At 70.1% G+C, this 17,747-nt stretch carries 19 protein-coding genes and 1 tRNA gene; 12 read left to right on the top strand and 8 right to left on the bottom strand.

Features of this window, described 5'->3' with window-relative positions:
* Positions 1-14: 14 nt before the first annotated feature.
* Positions 15-158, top strand: a complete 144-nt coding sequence (locus HP507_RS17820) for a hypothetical protein (RefSeq protein ID WP_254700983.1) — start codon at positions 15-17, stop codon at positions 156-158.
* A 107-nt stretch (positions 159-265) separates the two neighbouring features.
* Here the strand turns inward: HP507_RS17820 and HP507_RS07195 are convergent.
* Together HP507_RS07195 and msrB are read right to left on the bottom strand one after the other, a co-directional pair.
* A tRNA-Thr gene (locus HP507_RS07195) sits at positions 266-338 on the bottom strand.
* 37 nt (positions 339-375) lie between these two features.
* Positions 376-786 (bottom strand): peptide-methionine (R)-S-oxide reductase MsrB, encoded by a 411-nt coding sequence (gene msrB, locus HP507_RS07190; protein WP_175351106.1) that lies wholly within the window; start codon positions 784-786, stop codon positions 376-378.
* 65 nt (positions 787-851) lie between these two features.
* On the opposite strand from msrB, the gene HP507_RS07185 reads away from it, so the two are divergent.
* The 7 genes from HP507_RS07185 (at position 852) to HP507_RS07155 (ending at position 6,763) form a co-directional block, all read left to right on the top strand.
* Positions 852-1,325, top strand: a complete 474-nt coding sequence (locus HP507_RS07185) for a GNAT family N-acetyltransferase (RefSeq protein WP_175351105.1) — start codon at positions 852-854, stop codon at positions 1,323-1,325.
* Positions 1,325-2,320, top strand: a complete 996-nt coding sequence (locus tag HP507_RS07180) for a DUF2332 family protein (protein ID WP_175351104.1) — start codon at positions 1,325-1,327, stop codon at positions 2,318-2,320. The genes HP507_RS07185 and HP507_RS07180 overlap by 1 nt, the downstream gene beginning before the upstream one ends.
* A 96-nt stretch (positions 2,321-2,416) precedes the next feature.
* A complete protein-coding gene (locus HP507_RS17815) occupies positions 2,417-2,776 on the top strand; it encodes a DUF3263 domain-containing protein (protein ID WP_271207306.1) in 360 nt (119 codons plus the stop codon).
* On the top strand, positions 2,773-3,348 hold the full coding sequence (locus HP507_RS07170) for a LytR C-terminal domain-containing protein (protein WP_175351102.1): 576 nt from the start codon (positions 2,773-2,775) through the stop codon (positions 3,346-3,348). The genes HP507_RS17815 and HP507_RS07170 overlap by 4 nt, the downstream gene beginning before the upstream one ends.
* Positions 3,349-3,530: 182 nt before the next feature.
* Complete coding sequence (locus tag HP507_RS07165; protein ID WP_022903461.1) at positions 3,531-3,734, top strand: cold-shock protein; 204 nt, start codon at positions 3,531-3,533, stop codon at positions 3,732-3,734.
* A gap of 198 nt (positions 3,735-3,932) precedes the next feature.
* A complete protein-coding gene (gene groL / locus HP507_RS07160) occupies positions 3,933-5,552 on the top strand; it encodes a chaperonin GroEL (protein ID WP_175351101.1) in 1,620 nt (539 codons plus the stop codon).
* Between the two features lie 194 nt (positions 5,553-5,746).
* Positions 5,747-6,763 (top strand): hypothetical protein, encoded by a 1,017-nt coding sequence (locus HP507_RS07155; protein WP_175351100.1) that lies wholly within the window; start codon positions 5,747-5,749, stop codon positions 6,761-6,763.
* 119 nt (positions 6,764-6,882) lie between these two features.
* On the opposite strand, the gene HP507_RS07150 is transcribed toward HP507_RS07155, so the two are convergent.
* The 5 genes from HP507_RS07150 to HP507_RS07130 all read right to left on the bottom strand — a co-directional run bounded on the left by HP507_RS07150 (position 6,883) and on the right by HP507_RS07130 (position 13,242).
* On the bottom strand, positions 6,883-8,586 hold the full coding sequence (locus tag HP507_RS07150; RefSeq protein WP_175351099.1) for a sensor histidine kinase: 1,704 nt from the start codon (positions 8,584-8,586) through the stop codon (positions 6,883-6,885).
* Positions 8,587-8,650: 64 nt separating this feature from the next.
* Entirely contained in the window at positions 8,651-9,346 is a 696-nt protein-coding gene (locus HP507_RS07145; RefSeq protein WP_175351098.1) for a response regulator transcription factor, read from the bottom strand.
* Positions 9,347-9,397: 51 nt separating this feature from the next.
* Positions 9,398-11,095 (bottom strand): DNA repair helicase XPB, encoded by a 1,698-nt coding sequence (locus HP507_RS07140; protein ID WP_175351097.1) that lies wholly within the window; start codon positions 11,093-11,095, stop codon positions 9,398-9,400.
* Positions 11,096-11,153: 58 nt separating this feature from the next.
* The gene (locus tag HP507_RS07135) at positions 11,154-12,914 is read right to left on the bottom strand and encodes a helicase-associated domain-containing protein (protein ID WP_175351096.1); all 1,761 of its coding nucleotides are present in this window, start codon (positions 12,912-12,914) and stop codon (positions 11,154-11,156) included.
* Positions 12,915-12,942: 28 nt separating this feature from the next.
* Positions 12,943-13,242 carry a hypothetical protein gene (locus HP507_RS07130; protein WP_175351095.1) on the bottom strand — a complete coding sequence of 100 codons (300 nt, stop codon included), beginning with the start codon at positions 13,240-13,242 and terminating at the stop codon, positions 12,943-12,945.
* 56 nt (positions 13,243-13,298) lie between these two features.
* Between HP507_RS07130 and HP507_RS07125 the strand changes: the two genes are divergently transcribed.
* Positions 13,299-13,676: a cold-shock protein gene (locus HP507_RS07125; protein WP_175351094.1), complete on the top strand. Its 378-nt coding sequence runs from the start codon at positions 13,299-13,301 to the stop codon at positions 13,674-13,676.
* Positions 13,676-14,287, top strand: a complete 612-nt coding sequence (locus HP507_RS07120) for a DUF3027 domain-containing protein (protein WP_175351093.1) — start codon at positions 13,676-13,678, stop codon at positions 14,285-14,287. Before HP507_RS07125 ends, HP507_RS07120 begins: the two co-directional genes overlap by 1 nt.
* Before the next feature lie 103 nt (positions 14,288-14,390).
* On the opposite strand, the gene serC is transcribed toward HP507_RS07120, so the two are convergent.
* Complete coding sequence (gene serC / locus HP507_RS07115) at positions 14,391-15,506, bottom strand: phosphoserine transaminase (RefSeq protein WP_175351092.1); 1,116 nt, start codon at positions 15,504-15,506, stop codon at positions 14,391-14,393.
* A 120-nt stretch (positions 15,507-15,626) separates the two neighbouring features.
* Here serC and HP507_RS07110 point away from each other — a divergent pair, with 120 nt between their 5' ends.
* Together HP507_RS07110 and HP507_RS18165 are read left to right on the top strand one after the other, a co-directional pair.
* Positions 15,627-16,322, top strand: a complete 696-nt coding sequence (locus HP507_RS07110) for an iron-dependent transcriptional repressor DtxR (protein ID WP_144711323.1) — start codon at positions 15,627-15,629, stop codon at positions 16,320-16,322.
* A 275-nt stretch (positions 16,323-16,597) separates the two neighbouring features.
* Complete coding sequence (locus HP507_RS18165; protein WP_175351091.1) at positions 16,598-17,590, top strand: C40 family peptidase; 993 nt, start codon at positions 16,598-16,600, stop codon at positions 17,588-17,590.
* The last annotated feature ends 157 nt before the right edge of the window (positions 17,591-17,747 follow it).

Here is a 17,747-nt window from a genome sequence, read left to right as displayed (position 1 = left end):
GTCACCACTCTCGGATGCTCCAGATCGCGGACGTCGTTGCGTTCGTCTGGCGACGCGCCGAGACCGTCGTCGAGACCGATGCGCGGCAGGCCAGGACCATGTCCCGACTCATCGAGCAGATCCGGAGTCGCGCGTACAAGCCGGGGATCTGGCCCTGATGGGCCGACGGGTTCGCGCTGAGCAGATGCACGACAGCCCCGCGCTCGGCGGGGCTGAAGGCGGTGCGGGCGGCGACGCTATCGCGGCCTGCGGACCCAGTATATCGGGCCGGCAGCGGGACTTGAACCCGCAACCCCCGTATTACAAGTACGGTGCGCTACCAATTGCGCCATGCCGGCTGACGCCGCTCATCCTACCGGTGACGGCGGCGGAGCCTCACTCGGCGTCGCTCTTCTCGGAGAAGTTCAGCGAGATCGAGTTCATGCAGTACCGGTCGCCCGTGGGCGTGCCGAACCCGTCGGGGAACACGTGCCCGAGGTGCGAGCCGCAGTTCGCGCAGCGGACCTCGGTGCGCGCCATGCCCAGGGAGTCGTCCTCGAGCAGCTGCACCGCGTCCGGGCGGACCGACTCGTAGAACGACGGCCAGCCGCAGCCCGAGTCGAACTTCGTGCCGCTCTTGAACAGCTCCGCGCCGCAGGCCGCACACGTGTACACGCCGGCACGCTCCTCGTCGAGGAGTTCACCGGTCCAGGGGCGCTCGGTCCCCGCCTGACGGAGGACGGCGTACTGGTCCGGGGAGAGCTCCTCACGCCACTGGGCGTCGGACTTGTCGACGTTGTATGCCATTGCTTCCTCCTGCTTCCGGCCGGGGTCCGATGGTGACGTCCGACCACTTCAGTAAACTCGCCACGATGTCCGAGCATTCCGTGCACCACGCCCGCTGGGATCGTCTGACGACGGACGAACTGTACGGCATCGTGGTGCTGCGGAACCGCGTGTTCGCGCTCGAACAGCGCGTCGAGGCCGAGGACTTCGACGGCCGCGACCGCGAGCCGGACACGGAGCACTGGTGGTTCGGCACGGAGGCCGACGCGGTCGGGTACCTGCGGCTCATCCGGCCCGCGGTCGACGAGGTGCACCCCGACGGTTCGGAGCGGCCCGCGCGGGCGATCGGACGTGTGGCCACCGACCCTGGACACCGGGGGAGCGGGATCGCGGGGCGACTCGTGGCCGCCGTGCTCGAGGCCCATGGGCACGAACCGTTCGTCCTGCACGCGCAGGAGTACGTCGCCGGCCTCTACGAACCCCACGGGTTCGTCCGGTTCGGCGAGCCCTACGACGAGGCCGGCATCCGCCACGTGGGCATGTACCGGGCTCGTCGCTGATGGACACGCGCGAGCGGTACGCCGCCTACGCCGAGCGCATCGAGGACGTCTCGCCGTCGTACGCGGCGTGGGCCCGGTTGCTCGACGATCGCCTGGTCGCGCTCCTCGACGAGGTCCCGGAGCCGAAGCGGCAGCCGGAACTCCTCTTCGCGGTCGCGCGGCGGCTGGGCGCGGACCCGTCGGACCCCGGTGCGCTGCGCGCGCTCGGCCTGGAGGCGCGACCCGCTCTGGTCGCAGCCCTCGCGTCCGCCACGGTGCAGGCGAACGACCCGCGACGGCTCGGTCCGGTCGTCCCGCTGTTCGCGGCGCTCGCCGCGCGGGTGGGGCGGCCGCTCGGCCTCGTGGACGCGGGCGCCGCGGCCGGGCTCTGCTCGATCCCGGACCGGGTGACGCTCGACCACCGCACGGGGAACGGCGTCGTCCGGGTGCGCACGGCCCCCGAGGAACCCTCGCTGCACCTCACCGTGGACGTGTCCGGCATCGAACTCGCACCGGCCGACGCGCCGATGGAGATCGCAGCGCGCATCGCCCTCGACCCGAACCCGATCGACCTCGCCGGACCTGGAGCCTTCGACCGCCTCGTCGAGGCCGTCCCACCCGAGGCGACGGACCGCACCGCCCTCATGCGCGAGGCGGCTCGTGCGACGCTCGCCGCGCCTCCCGTCCGTCTCCTGGGTGCCCTGCCGGGGGACCTCGACCGTGCACTGGACGCCCTGCCGGACGGCGCCGTGCCCGTCGTCCTCACCACCGGGACGCTCGTCTACGTGCCCGGCGCCGACCGGCAGCGGTTCGTGGACCGCGTGCGGGAGCGGGGCGTGCACTGGATCGCCCTCGAACGCACCGGGATCCTCGCCGGCGTCGCCGCGACCCTGCCCGGGGACGTCGACGCGGCCGATCCCGATGCCTTCGCGACCGCATCGCTGGACGGCGTCGCCATGGCCGTCTCCGATCCCTTCGGTGTCCGGGTGCGATGGCTGCGCGACCCGAACCCGTGACCGGTCTTCGCGACAGTCCAGCGCCGTGCCAGGGTCCGGAACACCTGCACCCCTACGATGTGCGAGACCCGTTACCTCACCGTGATCGGAACCGCAGTGACCGCCACACCCGCCGACGAGCGCAGTGCTGACCAGCCCCGTGCTGAGAAACCGCGCGCTGATCAGCCCCGTGCTGACCAGCTCGGTGAGCTCGCCAGGCACGTGCTCGCCTTCGAGCACGACCGGGCACCGCACGACCGCACGAAGGAAGCGGAGATCCGGGTCGAGTTCGACATGTCGCCGGCGCGGTACTACCAGGTGCTCAACCGTGTGATCGACTCACCCGCTGCGCTCGCGTACGACCCGCAACTGGTCTCCCGGTTGCAGCGGCTCCGGCACGCGCGCACGAGTGCCCGGGCGGCGCGCAGCTTCGTCGCTCCCGGCGCAGCACCCGAAGGACGTGAAGAGGAACGATGACGACGAGATACCCCCGAGACCGGTTCGACGACGTCGCCGACGGCCCGCGGGTCGGTGCGCACCGCGGTGCGCAGCGCCGGGGGCGCGGCTGGATCGCGTTCGCCTGGGCGGCCCTCGCCACCGGCGTGCTCGTCGGACTCGGGGTGCTCGTCCTCGCGCTCCTGAACGGGAGCTACTCGTTCACCGGGTCGACCGAGCCGTCGGCGTCCTCGTCGGCGTCCGCGTCGGCGACACCGTCGGCGTCGGCGTCGTCGCCCGCGTCGCAGGCCCCGGCGGCGGCGACCCCGGCCGACCAGGGGTCGACGACGCTCGTCGTGCTGAACGGTACGACCACCACCGGGCTCGCGGCGAAGGCCAGCGCGGCGCTGACCTCGGCCGGGTGGAAGGTGACGTCCACCGGTGACGCCGGGACCACGGGGACGACCGCGACGATCGTGTACTACCAGCAGACGTCCCAGGCGGCCGTCGCGCAGGGGATCGCGAAGTCCCTCGGGGTCACCGCCGTGCAGCAGTCGGCGGCCTTCCCGAACGCCGACATCAGCGTCGTGCTCGGTGCGGACTACGCCGGCTGACGCATTCCGCGGGTGCCTTTGGCCGGCATTTGTGACGGACGTGTTTCCGGCACGTTGAATCTTGACGGAATCGTCGTGAAACAACGTCACACCCCTTGCCCTGTCGGCATTGTTCGGTCAGAGTCGTGCCAAGACGGCGACAGCGCCGTCCGCAACAGCACCACCGCAGGGAGCAAGAGATCATGGCCAACGGAACCGTGAAGTGGTTCAACGCCGAGAAGGGCTTCGGCTTCATCACCGTCGATGGAGGGGGCCAGGACGTGTTCGTGCACTACTCGGCAATCGACATGTCGGGTTACAAGGTCCTCGAAGAGGGCCAGGCAGTGACGTTCGACGTCGGTACCGGGTCGAAGGGGCCGCAGGCCGAATCCGTTCGTCCCGCCTGACCCGAACCACTTCGAACGCGCCGTCCCGCTGGGGCGGCGCGTTCTGCCGTGTTCTGGGCCTGCGCTGAGAACTCGACCCGCGCCTCCCGTCTGTGTTGCACTCGCACCCTCCGAGTGCCAGAATCGGCGTTGGCACTCGCTCACGTTGAGTGCCAGCACGACCCCCATGACGACGTCCGGGAGGGACGAGAAACTCACATGGCTAAGATCATTGCTTTCGACGAGGAGGCCCGCCGTGGCCTCGAGCGCGGCCTGAACATCCTGGCTGACGCCGTGAAGGTGACGCTCGGCCCGCGCGGCCGCAACGTCGTCCTCGAGAAGAAGTGGGGCGCCCCCACGATCACGAACGACGGTGTCTCCATCGCCAAGGAGATCGAGCTCGACGACCCGTACGAGAAGATCGGTGCGGAGCTCGTCAAGGAGGTCGCCAAGAAGACCGACGACGTCGCCGGTGACGGTACGACCACCGCGACCGTGCTCGCCCAGGCGCTCGTCCGCGAAGGCCTCCGCAACGTCGCCGCCGGTGCCGACCCCGTGTCGCTCAAGCGCGGCATCGAGAAGGCCGTCGCCGCCGTCTCCGACGAGCTCCTCGCCAACGCGAAGGACATCGAGACCAAGGACCAGATCGCCGCCACCGCGTCGATCTCGGCCGCCGACTCCACCATCGGCGAGCTCATCGCCGAGGCGATCGACAAGGTCGGCAAGGAAGGCGTCGTCACCGTCGAGGAGTCGAACACCTTCGGCACCGAGCTCGAGCTCACCGAGGGCATGCGCTTCGACAAGGGCTACCTGTCGCAGTACTTCGTCACCGACCCCGAGCGTCAGGAAGCCGTCTTCGAGGACGCCTACATCCTGATCGTCAACTCGAAGATCTCGAACATCAAGGACCTCCTGCCGGTCGTCGACAAGGTGATCCAGGCCGGCAAGCAGCTCCTGATCATCGCCGAGGACGTCGACGGCGAGGCCCTGGCCACGCTCGTCGTGAACAAGATCCGCGGCATCTTCAAGTCCGTCGCCGTCAAGGCCCCGGGCTTCGGCGACCGTCGCAAGGCCATGCTGCAGGACATCGCGATCCTCACCGGCGGCCAGGTCATCTCGGAAGAGGTCGGCCTCAAGCTCGAGAACGCCACGCTCGACCTGCTCGGCAAGGCGCGCAAGGTCGTCATCACCAAGGACGAGACCACGATCGTCGAGGGTGCCGGCGACAGCGAGCAGATCGCGGGCCGCGTCCGTCAGATCCGTTCCGAGATCGAGGCGACCGACTCCGACTACGACCGCGAGAAGCTCCAGGAGCGTCTCGCCAAGCTCGCCGGTGGCGTCGCCGTCATCAAGGCCGGCGCTGCGACCGAGGTCGAGCTCAAGGAGCGCAAGCACCGCATCGAGGACGCCGTCCGCAACGCGAAGGCCGCTGTGGAAGAGGGCATCGTCGCCGGTGGTGGCGTCGCGCTCATCCAGGCCTCGAGCGTGCTCGACTCGCTCACCCTCGAGGGTGACGAGGCGACCGGTGCGAACATCGTCCGCGTCGCGATCGACGCGCCGCTCAAGCAGATCGCGCTGAACGCCGGTCTCGAGCCGGGCGTCGTCGCCGCGAAGGTCCGCGAGCTCGAGTCGGGTCACGGCCTCAACGCCGCGACCGGTGAGTACGTCGACCTCGTCGCCGCGGGCATCATCGACCCGGCGAAGGTCACGCGTTCGGCGCTGCAGAACGCTGCGTCGATCGCCGGTCTGTTCCTCACGACCGAGGCCGTCGTCGCCGACAAGCCCGAGAAGACCCCGGCCATGCCGGCCGGCGACCCCACGGGTGGCATGGACTTCTAGGCAGTCCTGACCTCGAAGGGCCCCGCACGCTGCGCGTGCGGGGCCCTTCCGCGTGCGCGGGGTGGGTGCGGGTGGGTGCGGGCGCGGCTCCCGGGTTCCAAAATCTCGGCATCTGGGCGCCGACACGGCCTGGTTCTCGAACCTCGACGAGCTCCGGACGGCGAGTTGTGGAACCTCGGAGGTCACCTGCAGTCGTGTTCTGCCTGGAGGCGCGGCGCGGCACGTTCTCCACAGGCACCCCGCTCGCGCCTCGCGTCGCCCACCTCGCGCGAGATGCTCTGGTCATGTCGAGTGGGCCGCTCCGCGATGAAGGACCGACCGGTGGGTTCCGGGTCCGCGATGCGCTTGCAGCCGGGGTGCCTCGTTCGCGGCTCACACGCCGTGACCTCACTGCGCCGGTGCATGGCGTTCGGTCGCGCAAGGGTGTCCCGATGACGACCGTCGAAGCCATCGCACTGGTGCTCCGCGACGACCAGTTCATCAGCCACGTCACTGCCGCCCGACTGTGGGGCGCACCCCTGCCCGGCCCGTTCGACGACGAGCTGGTGCACGTCTCGTCCATGGGCGTTGCGCCTGTCATGCGACGCCCTCAGGTAGCACCGCACCGGTCCCGGTCGCAGGGGTTCGAGGTCGACCACGTCCGTGGCATCCCGGTGAGCCCTCCGGCCCGAGCCTGGTTCGAGTGTGCCTCGCTCGTGGGTGAAACCGACCTGGTGGTGCTCGGCGACTACTTCGTCGGTCCGAGTGCTTTGGCGACGACTGACGCACTCAGGGCGGCGATCGTTCCCGGCAGTCGCTCGGCGAGGAAGGCCAGATCGGCGCTCGACCGGGTGCGTTGTGGCGTCGAGTCGCCGATGGAGACACGATTCCGGCTGGGCGTGATCGACGCGGGGTTCCCGGAACCCGACGTCAACGTCGACGTCGTGGACGAGGCCGGGGTGTTCCTCGGACGAGCAGACCTCGCCTGGCCCCAGCACAGGATCGCGTTGGAATACGACGGTGATCACCACCGCGAGCGACGCACGTTCCAACATGACCAGCGCCGGTCGAACGGCTTCGTGGTCAACGGCTGGATCGTCATCCACGCGACGGCTGCTGATGCCGGACGACCCGCGGTGCTCGTCGAGCGGCTTCGCCAAGCGTTCGCTCAACGGCGGATCGAGCAAGCTCGCCGCGCGCGGCGTGATGCGAGGATGTCGACCCTCGCCTGAGACCTCGAGGTTCCACGACTCGCCGCATGCTGATCGTGCAGGTTCCGAGGAATGGAGTGGGGGCGCGTGAGATGCCGAGATTTTGGAACCTCGGGGTGGGGCGCCCGCGTGCGCCCGCGTCAGGACGCGGGGGTGGCGGGGGCTGCGGGGGTGTAGTCGCGGGGGAGCAGGGGGAGCCACACGCGGAAGGTGGCACCGCCGCCCTCGGTGTCGAAGACCTCGACGGAGCCGTGGTGCGCCGCGACGATGCCCGACACGATGGCCAGCCCGAGGCCCGACCCGCCGGTGTCCCGCGCCCGCGAGGTGTCGGCACGCCAGAAGCGCTGGAAGATCTTGTCGCGCAGCTGCGGCGGGATGCCCTCGCCGTGGTCGATCACGTCGAGGTGCGCCATGCCACGGTCGTCGTCCACGCCGATGCCGATCTCGATCGGGTCGTCGTGCTCCGTGAAGCGCATGGCGTTGCCCATGAGGTTCGTGACGATCTGGCGGATCTTGTTCTCCTCCGCCAGGACGATCGGCGGGCGCTTCGGCAACACGACGGTGGGCAGCGGTGTCGTCTGGTCGGTCGGTGCAGCGGTGGCGTCGACGTTCATCGCCCGGGTCCGGCGGGCACGGAGGCGCGCGATGGTCTGGCGTGAGAACGCGATCGGTCCGGTGCTGTTCGCCGAGGACGGCGACGCGGGAGGCTTGTCGCCCGGCGCGGGCGAGGACGAGGGGCGCACGGCGTGCGGCACGCTCTCACCGGTGACGGAGTCCTCGACGAGCACCTGGATCTCACGGTCGGGGTTCGACGCCATGGTGTCGAGCGCCGAGTCGCGGGCGATCGCCACGAGGTCGACCGGCCCGAGCTCGAGCGGCTTCGACTCGTCGATGCGGGCGAGCTGCAGGAGGTCCTGCACGAGGAGTCCCATGCGCTGGGCTTCCTTCTCGATGCGCTCCATCGCCTGGGCAACGTCCTCTTCCTTGCGGAGCGCTCCCATCCGGTACAGCTCGGCGTAGCCCCGGAGTGAGACGAGCGGCGTCCGCAGTTCGTGCGAGGCGTCGCCGACGAACCGGCGCATCTGGTCGATGGTGCGCTGCCGGTCCTCGAACGCGGAGTCGATGCGCTCGAGCATGGAGTTCAGGGAGCGGTTGAGGCGACCGACCTCGGTGTTCGGGGTGTCCGCTTCGAGTCGCTGGTTGAAGTCACCGGCGGCGAACCGGGCGGCGGTGTCCTCCACGTCGCGCAACGGGTCGAACGTGGCGGTGACGAGGAGTCGGGTGAGCATGGCGCCGAGCAGGATCACCGAGATGCCGAAGCCGAGGAAGATGACGGTGAAGCGTGCGATCGTCTGGTCGGTGTCCGCGCTCGACACGGCGACGAGGACGTACCCGGTCTCGGTGGTGCCGTTCGCCTGGTCCTGCAGCGACGCGGGGATGACCTGCGCGCGCCACTCGTGGTTGTGCTGGCTGTCGTACAGCGAGAACCGCACGCCGCTCTGCGCCGCTGAGGAGAAGTCGAGCTGGTGGATGTCCGGTCGGCTGGACGCCTTCGTCTGGCAGATCCGGTCGCCGTGGGAGTTGTAGGCGGCGACGTACGCGCTCTGCGAGAGGACGACCGACAGCTTGCAGTACTGCTCACCGTCGCTGATGTTCTGACCCTCGAGCTGCTCGGTCGTGTTCTTCACGCTGTTGTCGAGCTGCGACATGAGGTACGTCGACAACACCGTCATGGTGCCGAGCCCGGCGACGAGCAGGCCGAGCGCCACCAGGAGCACCGTGATCCCGGTGATCTTGGTGCGCAGGGAGATCCCGTCCCACCAGCGGCTCATTCGCGTGTGCATGCTGCCCCAACGATAGACAGCGGTCGCCCGGTGAAACCGGACGACCGCCGTGAAGAAGACGACCCTACGAGGCCTTCGACGCCTTGAGCATGTAGCCGAAGCCGCGCTTCGTCTGGATGATCGGCTCGGCCGAGTACTGGTCGAGCTTGCGGCGCAGGTAGGAGATGTACGACTCGACGATGCCCGCGTCGCCGTTGAAGTCGTACTCCCACACGTGGTCGAGGATCTGCGCCTTCGACAGCACGCGGTTCGGGTTGAGCATGAGGTAGCGGAGCAGCTTGAACTCGGTCGGCGACAGCTCGATCTGCGCTTCGCCGATCGTGACCTCGTGCGTGTCCTGGTCCATGGTCAGTTCGCCGGCCCGGATGATCGCGTCCTCTTCGTCGTTCATGGTCCGACGGAGGATGGCCTTGATACGGGCGACGATCTCGTCGAGCGAGAACGGCTTGGTGACGTAGTCGTCGCCGCCGACGGTGAGGCCGGTGATCTTGTCCTCGGTGTCGTCCTTCGCCGTGAGGAACAGGATCGGCGAGGTGTACCCGGAGGACCGGAGACGCTTGGTGACGCCGAAGCCGTTCATGTCCGGCAGCATGACGTCGAGGATGATGAGGTCCGGCTCTTCCTCGAGCACGGCGGAGATCGCCTGTGCACCGTTGCCCACCGCGCGCACGGCGAAGCCGGCGAAGCGCAGCGAGGTCGTCAGGAGGTCGCGGATGTTCGGCTCGTCGTCGACGATCAGGATCTTGGGGCCATCGCTCATGCGCCTATCTTCTGACCGTTCCCTAACGGTTTCCTGGGAGCGCTGCGTGCGTCAGCCCACGACCGCCTGTACCTGGTCCGCGTCGAGGATCGTGTAGGAGTACCCCTGCTCCGCGAGGAACCGCTGCCGGTTCTGCGCGAAGTCCTGGTCCACCGTGTCCCGCGTCACCAGCGTGTAGAACGAGGCGGGCAACCCGTCCTTGTTCGGGCGGAGCAGTCGGCCGAGCCGCTGCGCCTCTTCCTGTCGGGACCCGAAGGAGCCGGACACCTGGATCGCCACGGTGGCATCGGGCAGGTCGACCGAGAAGTTCGCCACCTTCGACACGACCAGGACGTCGATGGATCCGTCCCGGAACGCTTGGTAGAGCCGCTCGCGCTCGTCGACCGGGGTCGCGCCCGTGATCTCGGCGGCATCGAGCGAGGAGGCGAGCGCGTCCAGCTGGTCGATGTACTGCCCGATCACGAGGATCTGCTCCCCGCGGTGCTTCTCGATCAGTTCCCGCACCACCGGGGTCTTCGCCGGCGAGGTCGCCGCCAGCCGGTACCGCTCGTCGTCGCTCGATGCGGCGTACTCGAGCCGGTCCTGGTGCGGCAGGTCGATGCGCACCTCGTAGCAGGCTGCGGGGGAGATGTACCCCTGCGCCTCGATCTCCTTCCACGGGGCGTCGTAGCGCTTCGGCCCGATCAGGGAGAACACGTCCCCTTCGCGCCCGTCCTCGCGCACGAGCGTCGCCGTGAGCCCGAGCCGCCGGCGCGCCTGCAGGTCCGCCGTCAGCTTGAACACCGGCGCGGGCAGGAGGTGCACCTCGTCGTACACGATGAGCCCCCAGTCGAGCGCGTCGAGCAGCGACAGGTGCGTGTACTCGCCCTTCCGTCGGGCCGTGAGGATCTGGTACGTCGCGATCGTGACCGGCCGGATCTCCTTCACGCTGCCCGAGTACTCGCCGATCTCGTCCTCGGTCAGGGTCGTCCGGCGCAGCAGTTCGGACCGCCACTGCCGGGCGGAGACGGTGTTCGTCACGAGGATGAGCGTGGTCGCCTTCACGGTCGCCATCGCTCCGGCGCCGACGAGCGTCTTGCCGGCACCACAGGGCAGCACGACCACGCCGGACCCCTGCGCGAAGAAGGTGTCGACGGCCTGTTCCTGGTACGGACGGAGACTCCACTCGGACGTTTCCAGGTCGATCTCGTGCGGCTGGCCCGGGGTGTACCCGGCGAGGTCCTCCGCCGGCCACCCGAGCTTCACGAGTTCCTGCTTGATCTGGCCGCGGGCCCACGGCAGCAGTTCGATCTCCTCGGGGGAGCGCTGGTCACCGAGGAGCGGCTTGATCCGCTTCGACCGGACGACCTCGGCGAGGATCGACGGTTCCGTCGCGGTGAGCAGCAGCACGGGCTGGCGCTCGAGTTCCTCGGTGGGGGAGTTCGCGATCGCGGGGGCGTCCGGGCGCTCCTCGCGACGGATGACGAGTCGTCCGTAGCGCGCCACCGTGTCGCGGATGTCCACCGTGACGCTCTGCGGGACCGGGAACTTCGCGAAGTGCTCGAGCGTGTGGATCATGCTCTCGGCGTCGTGACCGGCCGCCCGCGCGTTCCAGAGTCCGAGCCGCGTGATGCGGTACGTGTGCACGTGCTCCGGGGCGCGCTCGAGCTCGGCGAACACCGCGAGGTCGTGCCGCGCGTCCTCCGCGTCGGGGTGCGCCACCTCGAGCAGCACGGTGCGGTCGCTCTGCACGATCAGCGGTCCGTTCATGACGGATCAGCCTAGGCGTCGCGCCTGCGAACCGGCGCGGATCGGCTCACCCTGTGGATCAAGCATCGCTCTCCACAGCCACCACGAGGGAGAGCGGTAGGGTCCGCTCGACGTCGACGGCCGTGTCGCGTCCGCGCACGCGCCCGGCCGCGACCGAGGTCGGCACGATCGAGAACGGCCGCTCGGTGCCGTCCGGCATGCGCACCGTCACGCGGATCGGTGTGCGCCCACGGACAGCCAGGTCGATCTGTCGTCCCAGCCACTCCTGTTCGGGCTCCGCCTCGCCGCGCTCGGTGGCGACACGGAGCCGTTCCACGAGTGCGTGCGCCGCCTGCTCCGGGTTGCGACCGCCGGCACGGCGTCGGCCTGGAGGCACGGATCCCGTCGCGGGGCGGGCTGCGGCCGTCAGCACCGCCGGGTAGCGCTGGTCCTCCAGCGCCGTGTGGACGACGTGCGGCGGGTAGCGGGTCAGCAGGGTCGTCAGGTCGCTGCGCTCCCACGCGAGCTGCCGGAGCTCGGCGTCCACGCCGATGAGGTCGAGCTGGTCGGCCGTCCCGTGCACGCGGCTGCCGACGCCCTCGTCCCCGACGTCGACGACGATGCTGCCGTCGCGGGACGCCACCTGGTCCACCAGGTAGGCGAGCGGCTGCGGCACGCCGGTGGCCGAGAGCCGCTCGAGCAGCGCGACGACGTCCTGCCGGGTCCGTCCGGCGCGGAACGCCCGGCGCAGCGAGTCCTCCGAGATGCGGTAGCGCGCGGCGAGGCCGGGTGCTTCGAGCACGGCGACGCTCCGGAGCGCGTCGTCGTCGACCGGGGCGAGCGGCCCCGGGGCGATCACCGTGAGGTCGTGCTGCAGGTACACGCCGTCGACGGTACGGGGGAGGTCGTCGGCGGCCGGTGCCGCGTCGTCGTCGAGCAGAGCCCGGCCGGTGCTCGTGACGACGCCGTCCACCGTGAGGCCGAGCGCGGACGCCGTGCCGCCGACGTCGAGCAGGACGGCGTCGAGCCAGCGTGCGCCGGCCGGGTAGGCCCACCGCCCGACGGAGACCAGGTCGCGCAGGTCGTCGCCGGCCGCGTCGAGCACGTCCCGGACGGCCTCGTCGAGCGCGTCCCGCCACGCCGACACCAGCGTCGCCCAGCGGTCCGGCCAGTTCGCCACGAGCCAGGAGTCCCCGGCCGGAGTGGTCGTCCACGTGCCCTCGTCGGGGGCCGCGAAGCCGACGCGCTCGAGCAGCGCCAGGCGGTCCGGCACGACCCGGGGATCGGCGCCCGACCGTTCCCCGAGCGTCTTCGCGAGCGGGGTCCCGATGCCGCCCTTCACGAGCTCGCGCACCGCGCCCTCGTCGACCGCGCGGAGGAGCTCGGCGAGCACGGTCATCGTCGCGAAGGCGTGCTCGGACCCGGTCGTCCGGGCGCGCGCGTCGTCACCCCGCTCGGGGGCCGGGGCGGCGGGTCGGGGACGACCCGCGCCTCCCGTCAGTCCACGCAGGTCCGGGTGCGCGGTGAGACGGGCCGACACCGCGTCGTCGACCCCGCCGTCGTCGTCCGCCAGGCCGAGTGCGACTGCCGGCGCGAGCGCCTCGGCGTCACCGGTCCCGGCCTGCAGGGCGAGCAGCGTCGCGCGCGGCAGGTGCTCGATCGCCGCGTCCACCGCGTCGTCGGTGCGGAGCGCCTCGGCGAGGTCGAAGAAGTCCGACACGCGCAGCGGGCCGGCCTCGGCGAAGACGGCAGCGGGCAAGCGGCGGGCCACGACGAGCCGTTCGAGGGCGTCGTCCGGCATCGCCCGGAGGCGGGCGGCGAGGTCAGCGGTGGTCGTCATCGTCCGCCGCTCGTCGTCGGCGCGGGCCTCAGCGCGCCGCCCGGTTCGCTCGCGCCCGGCGCGTCCAGGTGATGCCGAGCAGGGTGAAGACGAGGACCATGCCGATCGGGAACCCGATGAGCGGGATCGCCATGATGACGGGCCACGGCATCGATCCCTGGGCGCTCGGGACGGTCAGCCACATCACGATCATCGCCGCCATGCAGAGGAACGCGGCGATGAAGATCCCACCGACCATGAACGCGAGGGCGCGTTCGGTACGATTGAACGTCACCGGGGGTTCCGCGGAATCCTGCGTGTTCCCGGTGGATCGGGTCGGCTTGGCCATCGACCCAGGATATCCGACGCACCACGGCCGTTCCACGACCACGAGGAGACCGACGAATGCCCACCGGCAAGGTCAAGTTCTACGACGACCAGAAGGGGTTCGGGTTCATCACCGGCGATGACGGCGAACCCGTCTTCCTGCACGCGTCCTCGCTGCCCGACGGCGTCACGTCGGTGAAGGCCGGTTCGCGGCTCGAGTACGGCGTCGTCCAGGGGAAGAAGGGTTCGCAGGCGCTGTCCGTGCGGCTCCTGGACCCGCAGCCGTCCCTGGCGAAGATGTCCCGGCGATCCGCGGACGACATGGCCGTGATCGTCGAGGACCTCGTGAAGGAGCTCGACCGGATCAGCGGCGACCTCCGTCACGGTCGGTACCCGAAGAACGGCACCCGCATCGCCGCGATCCTGCGGCACGTCGCTGACCAGTTGGACGCGTGATGACCGACACCTCTCCCTCCCCCTCGACGGACCTCACGGCGCTCGCCCGGAAGGCCCTGCTCGAGGTCACCCCGGAGTCCACCGTCGGCGCGCCCGCGGGCACCGTCGACGAGGGCGACGGCGTCGTCTCCGTGCTCTTCGCCAACCGCATGGCCGGGTACCCGGGCTGGCGCTGGACCGTCTCGATCGCCCAGGTCGAGGGGGACGACCCGACCGTGCTCGAGGTCGAACTCATGCCCGGCGACGGCTCGCTGCTCGCGCCCGACTGGGTGCCGTGGTCGGAGCGGCTCGCCGAGTACCGCGCCGGGCAGGACGCCGAGGGCGCGGACGACGAGCGCGACGAGTCGGACGACGACTCCGATGACGAGTTCGACGACGACGAGGACGACGAGGACGACGACGAGTCCGCCGACGAGGACGCCGACTACGACGACTCGGACGACGACGAGTCCGACGACGACGAGTCCGACGACGACGAGGACGACTTCGACAACGACGAGGACGACCTCGACGAGTCGGACGACGACGACATCGACGGCGTGGACGTCGACGAGCTCGACGAGTCCGACCAATCCGACGAGTCCGACGAGTCCGACGAGTCCGACGCCTGACCTTCCCCTTCCACGAAACGCAACGTGGGCGGTTGCTCGCAGCGACATTCCGCTGCGAGGAACCGCCCACGTTGCGTTTTGCGGGGCGAGGGGGAGGCGGGGGTCAGCGGAGGGCGTTCACCGTGAAGTCGATCGCCTGCACGAGCTTCGCCACGTCGTCCGGGTCGATGGCCGTGAAGGTCGCGACGCGCAGCTGGTTGCGTCCGAGCTTCCGGTACGGCTCGGTGTCGACGATGCCGTTCTGGCGCAGGGTCGCGGCGACGGCCTTCGCGTCGATGGAGTCGTCGAGGTCGATCGTCGCGACGACCTGCGACCGGTGCTCCGGCACGGTGACGAACGGCGTCGCGTAGTCGACCGACTCCGCCCACTCGTACAGCGTCGACGACGAGGTCTTCGTCCGGGTGTCCGCCCACGAGATCCCGCCGGACTCGTTGATCCAGCGGACCTGGTCGTCGAGCAGGATCAGGGTCGCGAGCGCCGGGGTGTTCAGCGTCTGGTTCAGGCGGGAGTTGTCGACGGCGTTCTTGAGCGACAGGAACTCCGGGATGTAGCGGCCCGACGCGGCGATGCGCTCGACGCGCTCGATCGCGGCGGGGGAGAACAGTGCGAGCCAGAGGCCACCGTCCGACGCGAAGTTCTTCTGCGGTGCGAAGTAGTAGACGTCCGTGGCGCTGACGTCGAACGTGGCACCACCGGCGGCGCTCGTGGCGTCGACGACGGTGAGGGCGCCGGGGTCTCCCGCGGCGCGGACGACCGGCGCCATGACGCCCGTCGACGTCTCGTTGTGCGGGTAGGCGTACACATCGACGCCGTCCACCGGCTCGAGCGACGCGAGTGAGCCGCCGGGCGCCTCGACCACGTGCGGGGCCTCGAGCCACGGCGCGCCGGCGGCCTTGGCGAACTTCGAGCCGAACTCGCCGAAGGACAGGTTCTCGGCGCGACGCTCGATGAGGCCGAACGCGGCGGCGTCCCAGAACGCGGTCGAGCCGCCGTTGCCGAGGACGACCTCGTAGCCCACCGGGACGTCGAACAGGTCGGCGATGCCCTGGCGGACGCTGCCGACCAGGTCCTTCACGGGCTTCTGGCGGTGGGACGTCCCGAGGATCGTCGCCCCGCGGGTCACGAGGGACTCGAGCTGCGCGCCACGGATCTTGGACGGTCCGCAGCCGAATCGGCCATCGGTCGGGAGGAGGTCGGCGGGGATGACGATGTCTGCCATGCACCGATCCTAACGAGCGGTATCCCACCCCGAGTCTTGCACCCTGCAAGTGTCGGTCGTTCCACGTCGTCCCGAACAAGTAGGGTGGGGCGCGCTGGGCCCAGACATGAGAGGCGGACCGTGACCGATCTCGTCGACACCACGGAGATGTACCTGCGCACCATCCTCGACCTGGAGGAAGAGGCGATCGTGCCGCTGCGCGCGCGCATCTCGGAGCGCCTCGGGCACTCGGGCCCCACGGTCTCGCAGACCATCGCCCGCATGGAGCGCGACGGTCTCGTCGTCGTCTCGGGCGACCGTCACCTCGAGCTCACCGGAGAGGGGCGCTCCCGCGCGACCCACGTGATGCGCAAGCACCGGCTCGCGGAGCGCTTGCTGTCCGACGTCATCGGGCTCGACTGGGCGTTCGTCCACGACGAGGCATGCCGCTGGGAGCACGTGATGAGCGAGCAGGTGGAGGTCCGCCTGCTCGAGATGCTCGGCAACCCGACCGAGTCGCCGTACGGCAACCCGATCCCCGGCCTCGCGGAGATCGGCGGCCCTGCGGCGCCCGGCTTCCTCGACGGCGTGCAGAACATCGTCGCCGCGACGGAGGGCACCGACGCCGTCGCGACCGGTGTGATCCGCCGCCTGGGTGAGCCGGTGCAGTTCGAACCGGAGCTCCTCCACCAGCTGCGGTCTGCCGGGGTCATGCCCGGTCGGGTCGCCAGTGTCCAGCGTGCGGGGGCGTACGTCGCCGTCCGCGTCGAGGGCGAGGACGCGGGCATCGAGCTGCCCACCGAGGTCGCGCAGCACGTCTACATCGAGCGTTCCTGAGGCGTCTGCCCCCGAAACTGGGGCGAAGCCGATTTCTGCGGTCTGATCAGGGGTTCTTTACCATTCCGTTACAAACAGGCGTTTTCATCTCGACAAGGTAACGGTCGCCACGTACACTCGTCGAGTCCGGTGGCCAGCCACGAGGCCCAGGACCCGTGACAGGACGTCTCGAACCCGTCTCCTGTCTCGATCGGAAACGATGACGAACGGATGGGGTTGCACGGCCCGCGATCACCCCCGCGGGCAGTGATGACGAGACGCCGGAGACACCACCCTTGACGCAGACCGGTTCCGCCGCGGACGACCAGACGACCGCGAACTCGACGAACACCGCGAACGCCACCGACGCCCCGCTCTCCCGGCGGGCCGCTCGTCAGAGCGAAGCCGGCGAGGCCCGCGCCGCTCGTGCCGCCCGCACCGCGACCGCCGCGACTCCCGCCCGCACCGTGACCCCCGTGCGCGACGCCCCGCTCCCCGGCGGCCGTCGCGCCGCGCAGGCCGCTCGTGCCGCCGCCTCGAACAAGGCGAGCTCGTCGGCCCGCAAGCGCCGCTTCCTGGCACCGGTCGTCCTGACCGTCGCCGCGGGCATGTTCGGCACGGTCGCGGTCGCCCCCGCGTTCGCCGCGACGCAGCAGTCCACCGGAACGGACGCCGCGAACGCGCAGCGCCAGATCCGCACGACCGAGGCCCAGAACTTCTCCGTCTCCGACGCCGTCGCCCTCGCGGGCACCAGCCGTGACGGCTACGGAGCCACCGCGCAGTCCACGCTCGACGCCGAAGCTGCGCAGAAGGCCGCCGCCGCGGCCGCGAAGCAGGCGGCCGCCACGCAGGCCGCCCGTGCGCAGACGGCCTCGCAGTACGCCTCGTACACCGGCCCGAGTGCGTCCGACTACGTCGCGTCCTCGACCGCCGCGAACACCCCGTTCTCGCTGCCGGCCGTGGTCGCCACCGCCAAGCAGTACATCGGCACCCCCTACGTCTTCGGCGGCGCGGACCCGTCCGGCTTCGACTGCTCGGGCTACGTCATGTTCGTGTACGCCCAGTACGGCATCAACCTCGCGCACTCGGTGCCGCTGCAGGACCAGGCCGGCACCACGATCCCCGAGTCCGAGGCGCAGCCGGGTGACGTCGTCATCTTCAACAACGAGGCGCACGACGGCTTCTACATGGGCAACGGCATGATCATGGACGCCCCGAAGCCCGGTGGTTCGATCTCGATCCGCAAGATCTGGACCAGCGACTACCACATCGTCCGCTTCGGGATCTGACCCGCCGGATGCCTCTGACCGGGCTCGCGACCCGGGCGGCGCACGAGCGTCGATCCCGTGAACATCGCCGGAACCGGCCCGCACACCCTCGTGTCGGGCCGGTTTCTGACGTAACCTGACGCTGCACCGGTCCGAACGGCCCGAGCAGGGAGACCCC

Origin of the sequence: Curtobacterium pusillum (genome assembly GCF_013359865.1) — a bacterium.
Taxonomy (GTDB): domain Bacteria; phylum Actinomycetota; class Actinomycetes; order Actinomycetales; family Microbacteriaceae; genus Curtobacterium; species Curtobacterium pusillum.
This window is presented reverse-complemented; position numbering and strand designations above follow the sequence as displayed.

Coding starts and splice junctions, on each gene's coding strand:
- HP507_RS17820 (WP_254700983.1), top strand. CDS start 15: ATGCTCCAGATCGCGGACGTCGTTGCGTTCGTCTGGCGACGCGCCGAG.
- msrB (WP_175351106.1), bottom strand. CDS start 786: ATGGCATACAACGTCGACAAGTCCGACGCCCAGTGGCGTGAGGAGCTC.
- HP507_RS07185 (WP_175351105.1), top strand. CDS start 852: ATGTCCGAGCATTCCGTGCACCACGCCCGCTGGGATCGTCTGACGACG.
- HP507_RS07180 (WP_175351104.1), top strand. CDS start 1,325: ATGGACACGCGCGAGCGGTACGCCGCCTACGCCGAGCGCATCGAGGAC.
- HP507_RS07170 (WP_175351102.1), top strand. CDS start 2,773: ATGACGACGAGATACCCCCGAGACCGGTTCGACGACGTCGCCGACGGC.
- HP507_RS07165 (WP_022903461.1), top strand. CDS start 3,531: ATGGCCAACGGAACCGTGAAGTGGTTCAACGCCGAGAAGGGCTTCGGC.
- groL (WP_175351101.1), top strand. CDS start 3,933: ATGGCTAAGATCATTGCTTTCGACGAGGAGGCCCGCCGTGGCCTCGAG.
- HP507_RS07150 (WP_175351099.1), bottom strand. CDS start 8,586: ATGCACACGCGAATGAGCCGCTGGTGGGACGGGATCTCCCTGCGCACC.
- HP507_RS07145 (WP_175351098.1), bottom strand. CDS start 9,346: ATGAGCGATGGCCCCAAGATCCTGATCGTCGACGACGAGCCGAACATC.
- HP507_RS07140 (WP_175351097.1), bottom strand. CDS start 11,095: ATGAACGGACCGCTGATCGTGCAGAGCGACCGCACCGTGCTGCTCGAG.
- HP507_RS07135 (WP_175351096.1), bottom strand. CDS start 12,914: ATGACGACCACCGCTGACCTCGCCGCCCGCCTCCGGGCGATGCCGGAC.
- HP507_RS07130 (WP_175351095.1), bottom strand. CDS start 13,242: ATGGCCAAGCCGACCCGATCCACCGGGAACACGCAGGATTCCGCGGAA.
- HP507_RS07125 (WP_175351094.1), top strand. CDS start 13,299: ATGCCCACCGGCAAGGTCAAGTTCTACGACGACCAGAAGGGGTTCGGG.
- HP507_RS07120 (WP_175351093.1), top strand. CDS start 13,676: ATGACCGACACCTCTCCCTCCCCCTCGACGGACCTCACGGCGCTCGCC.
- serC (WP_175351092.1), bottom strand. CDS start 15,506: ATGGCAGACATCGTCATCCCCGCCGACCTCCTCCCGACCGATGGCCGA.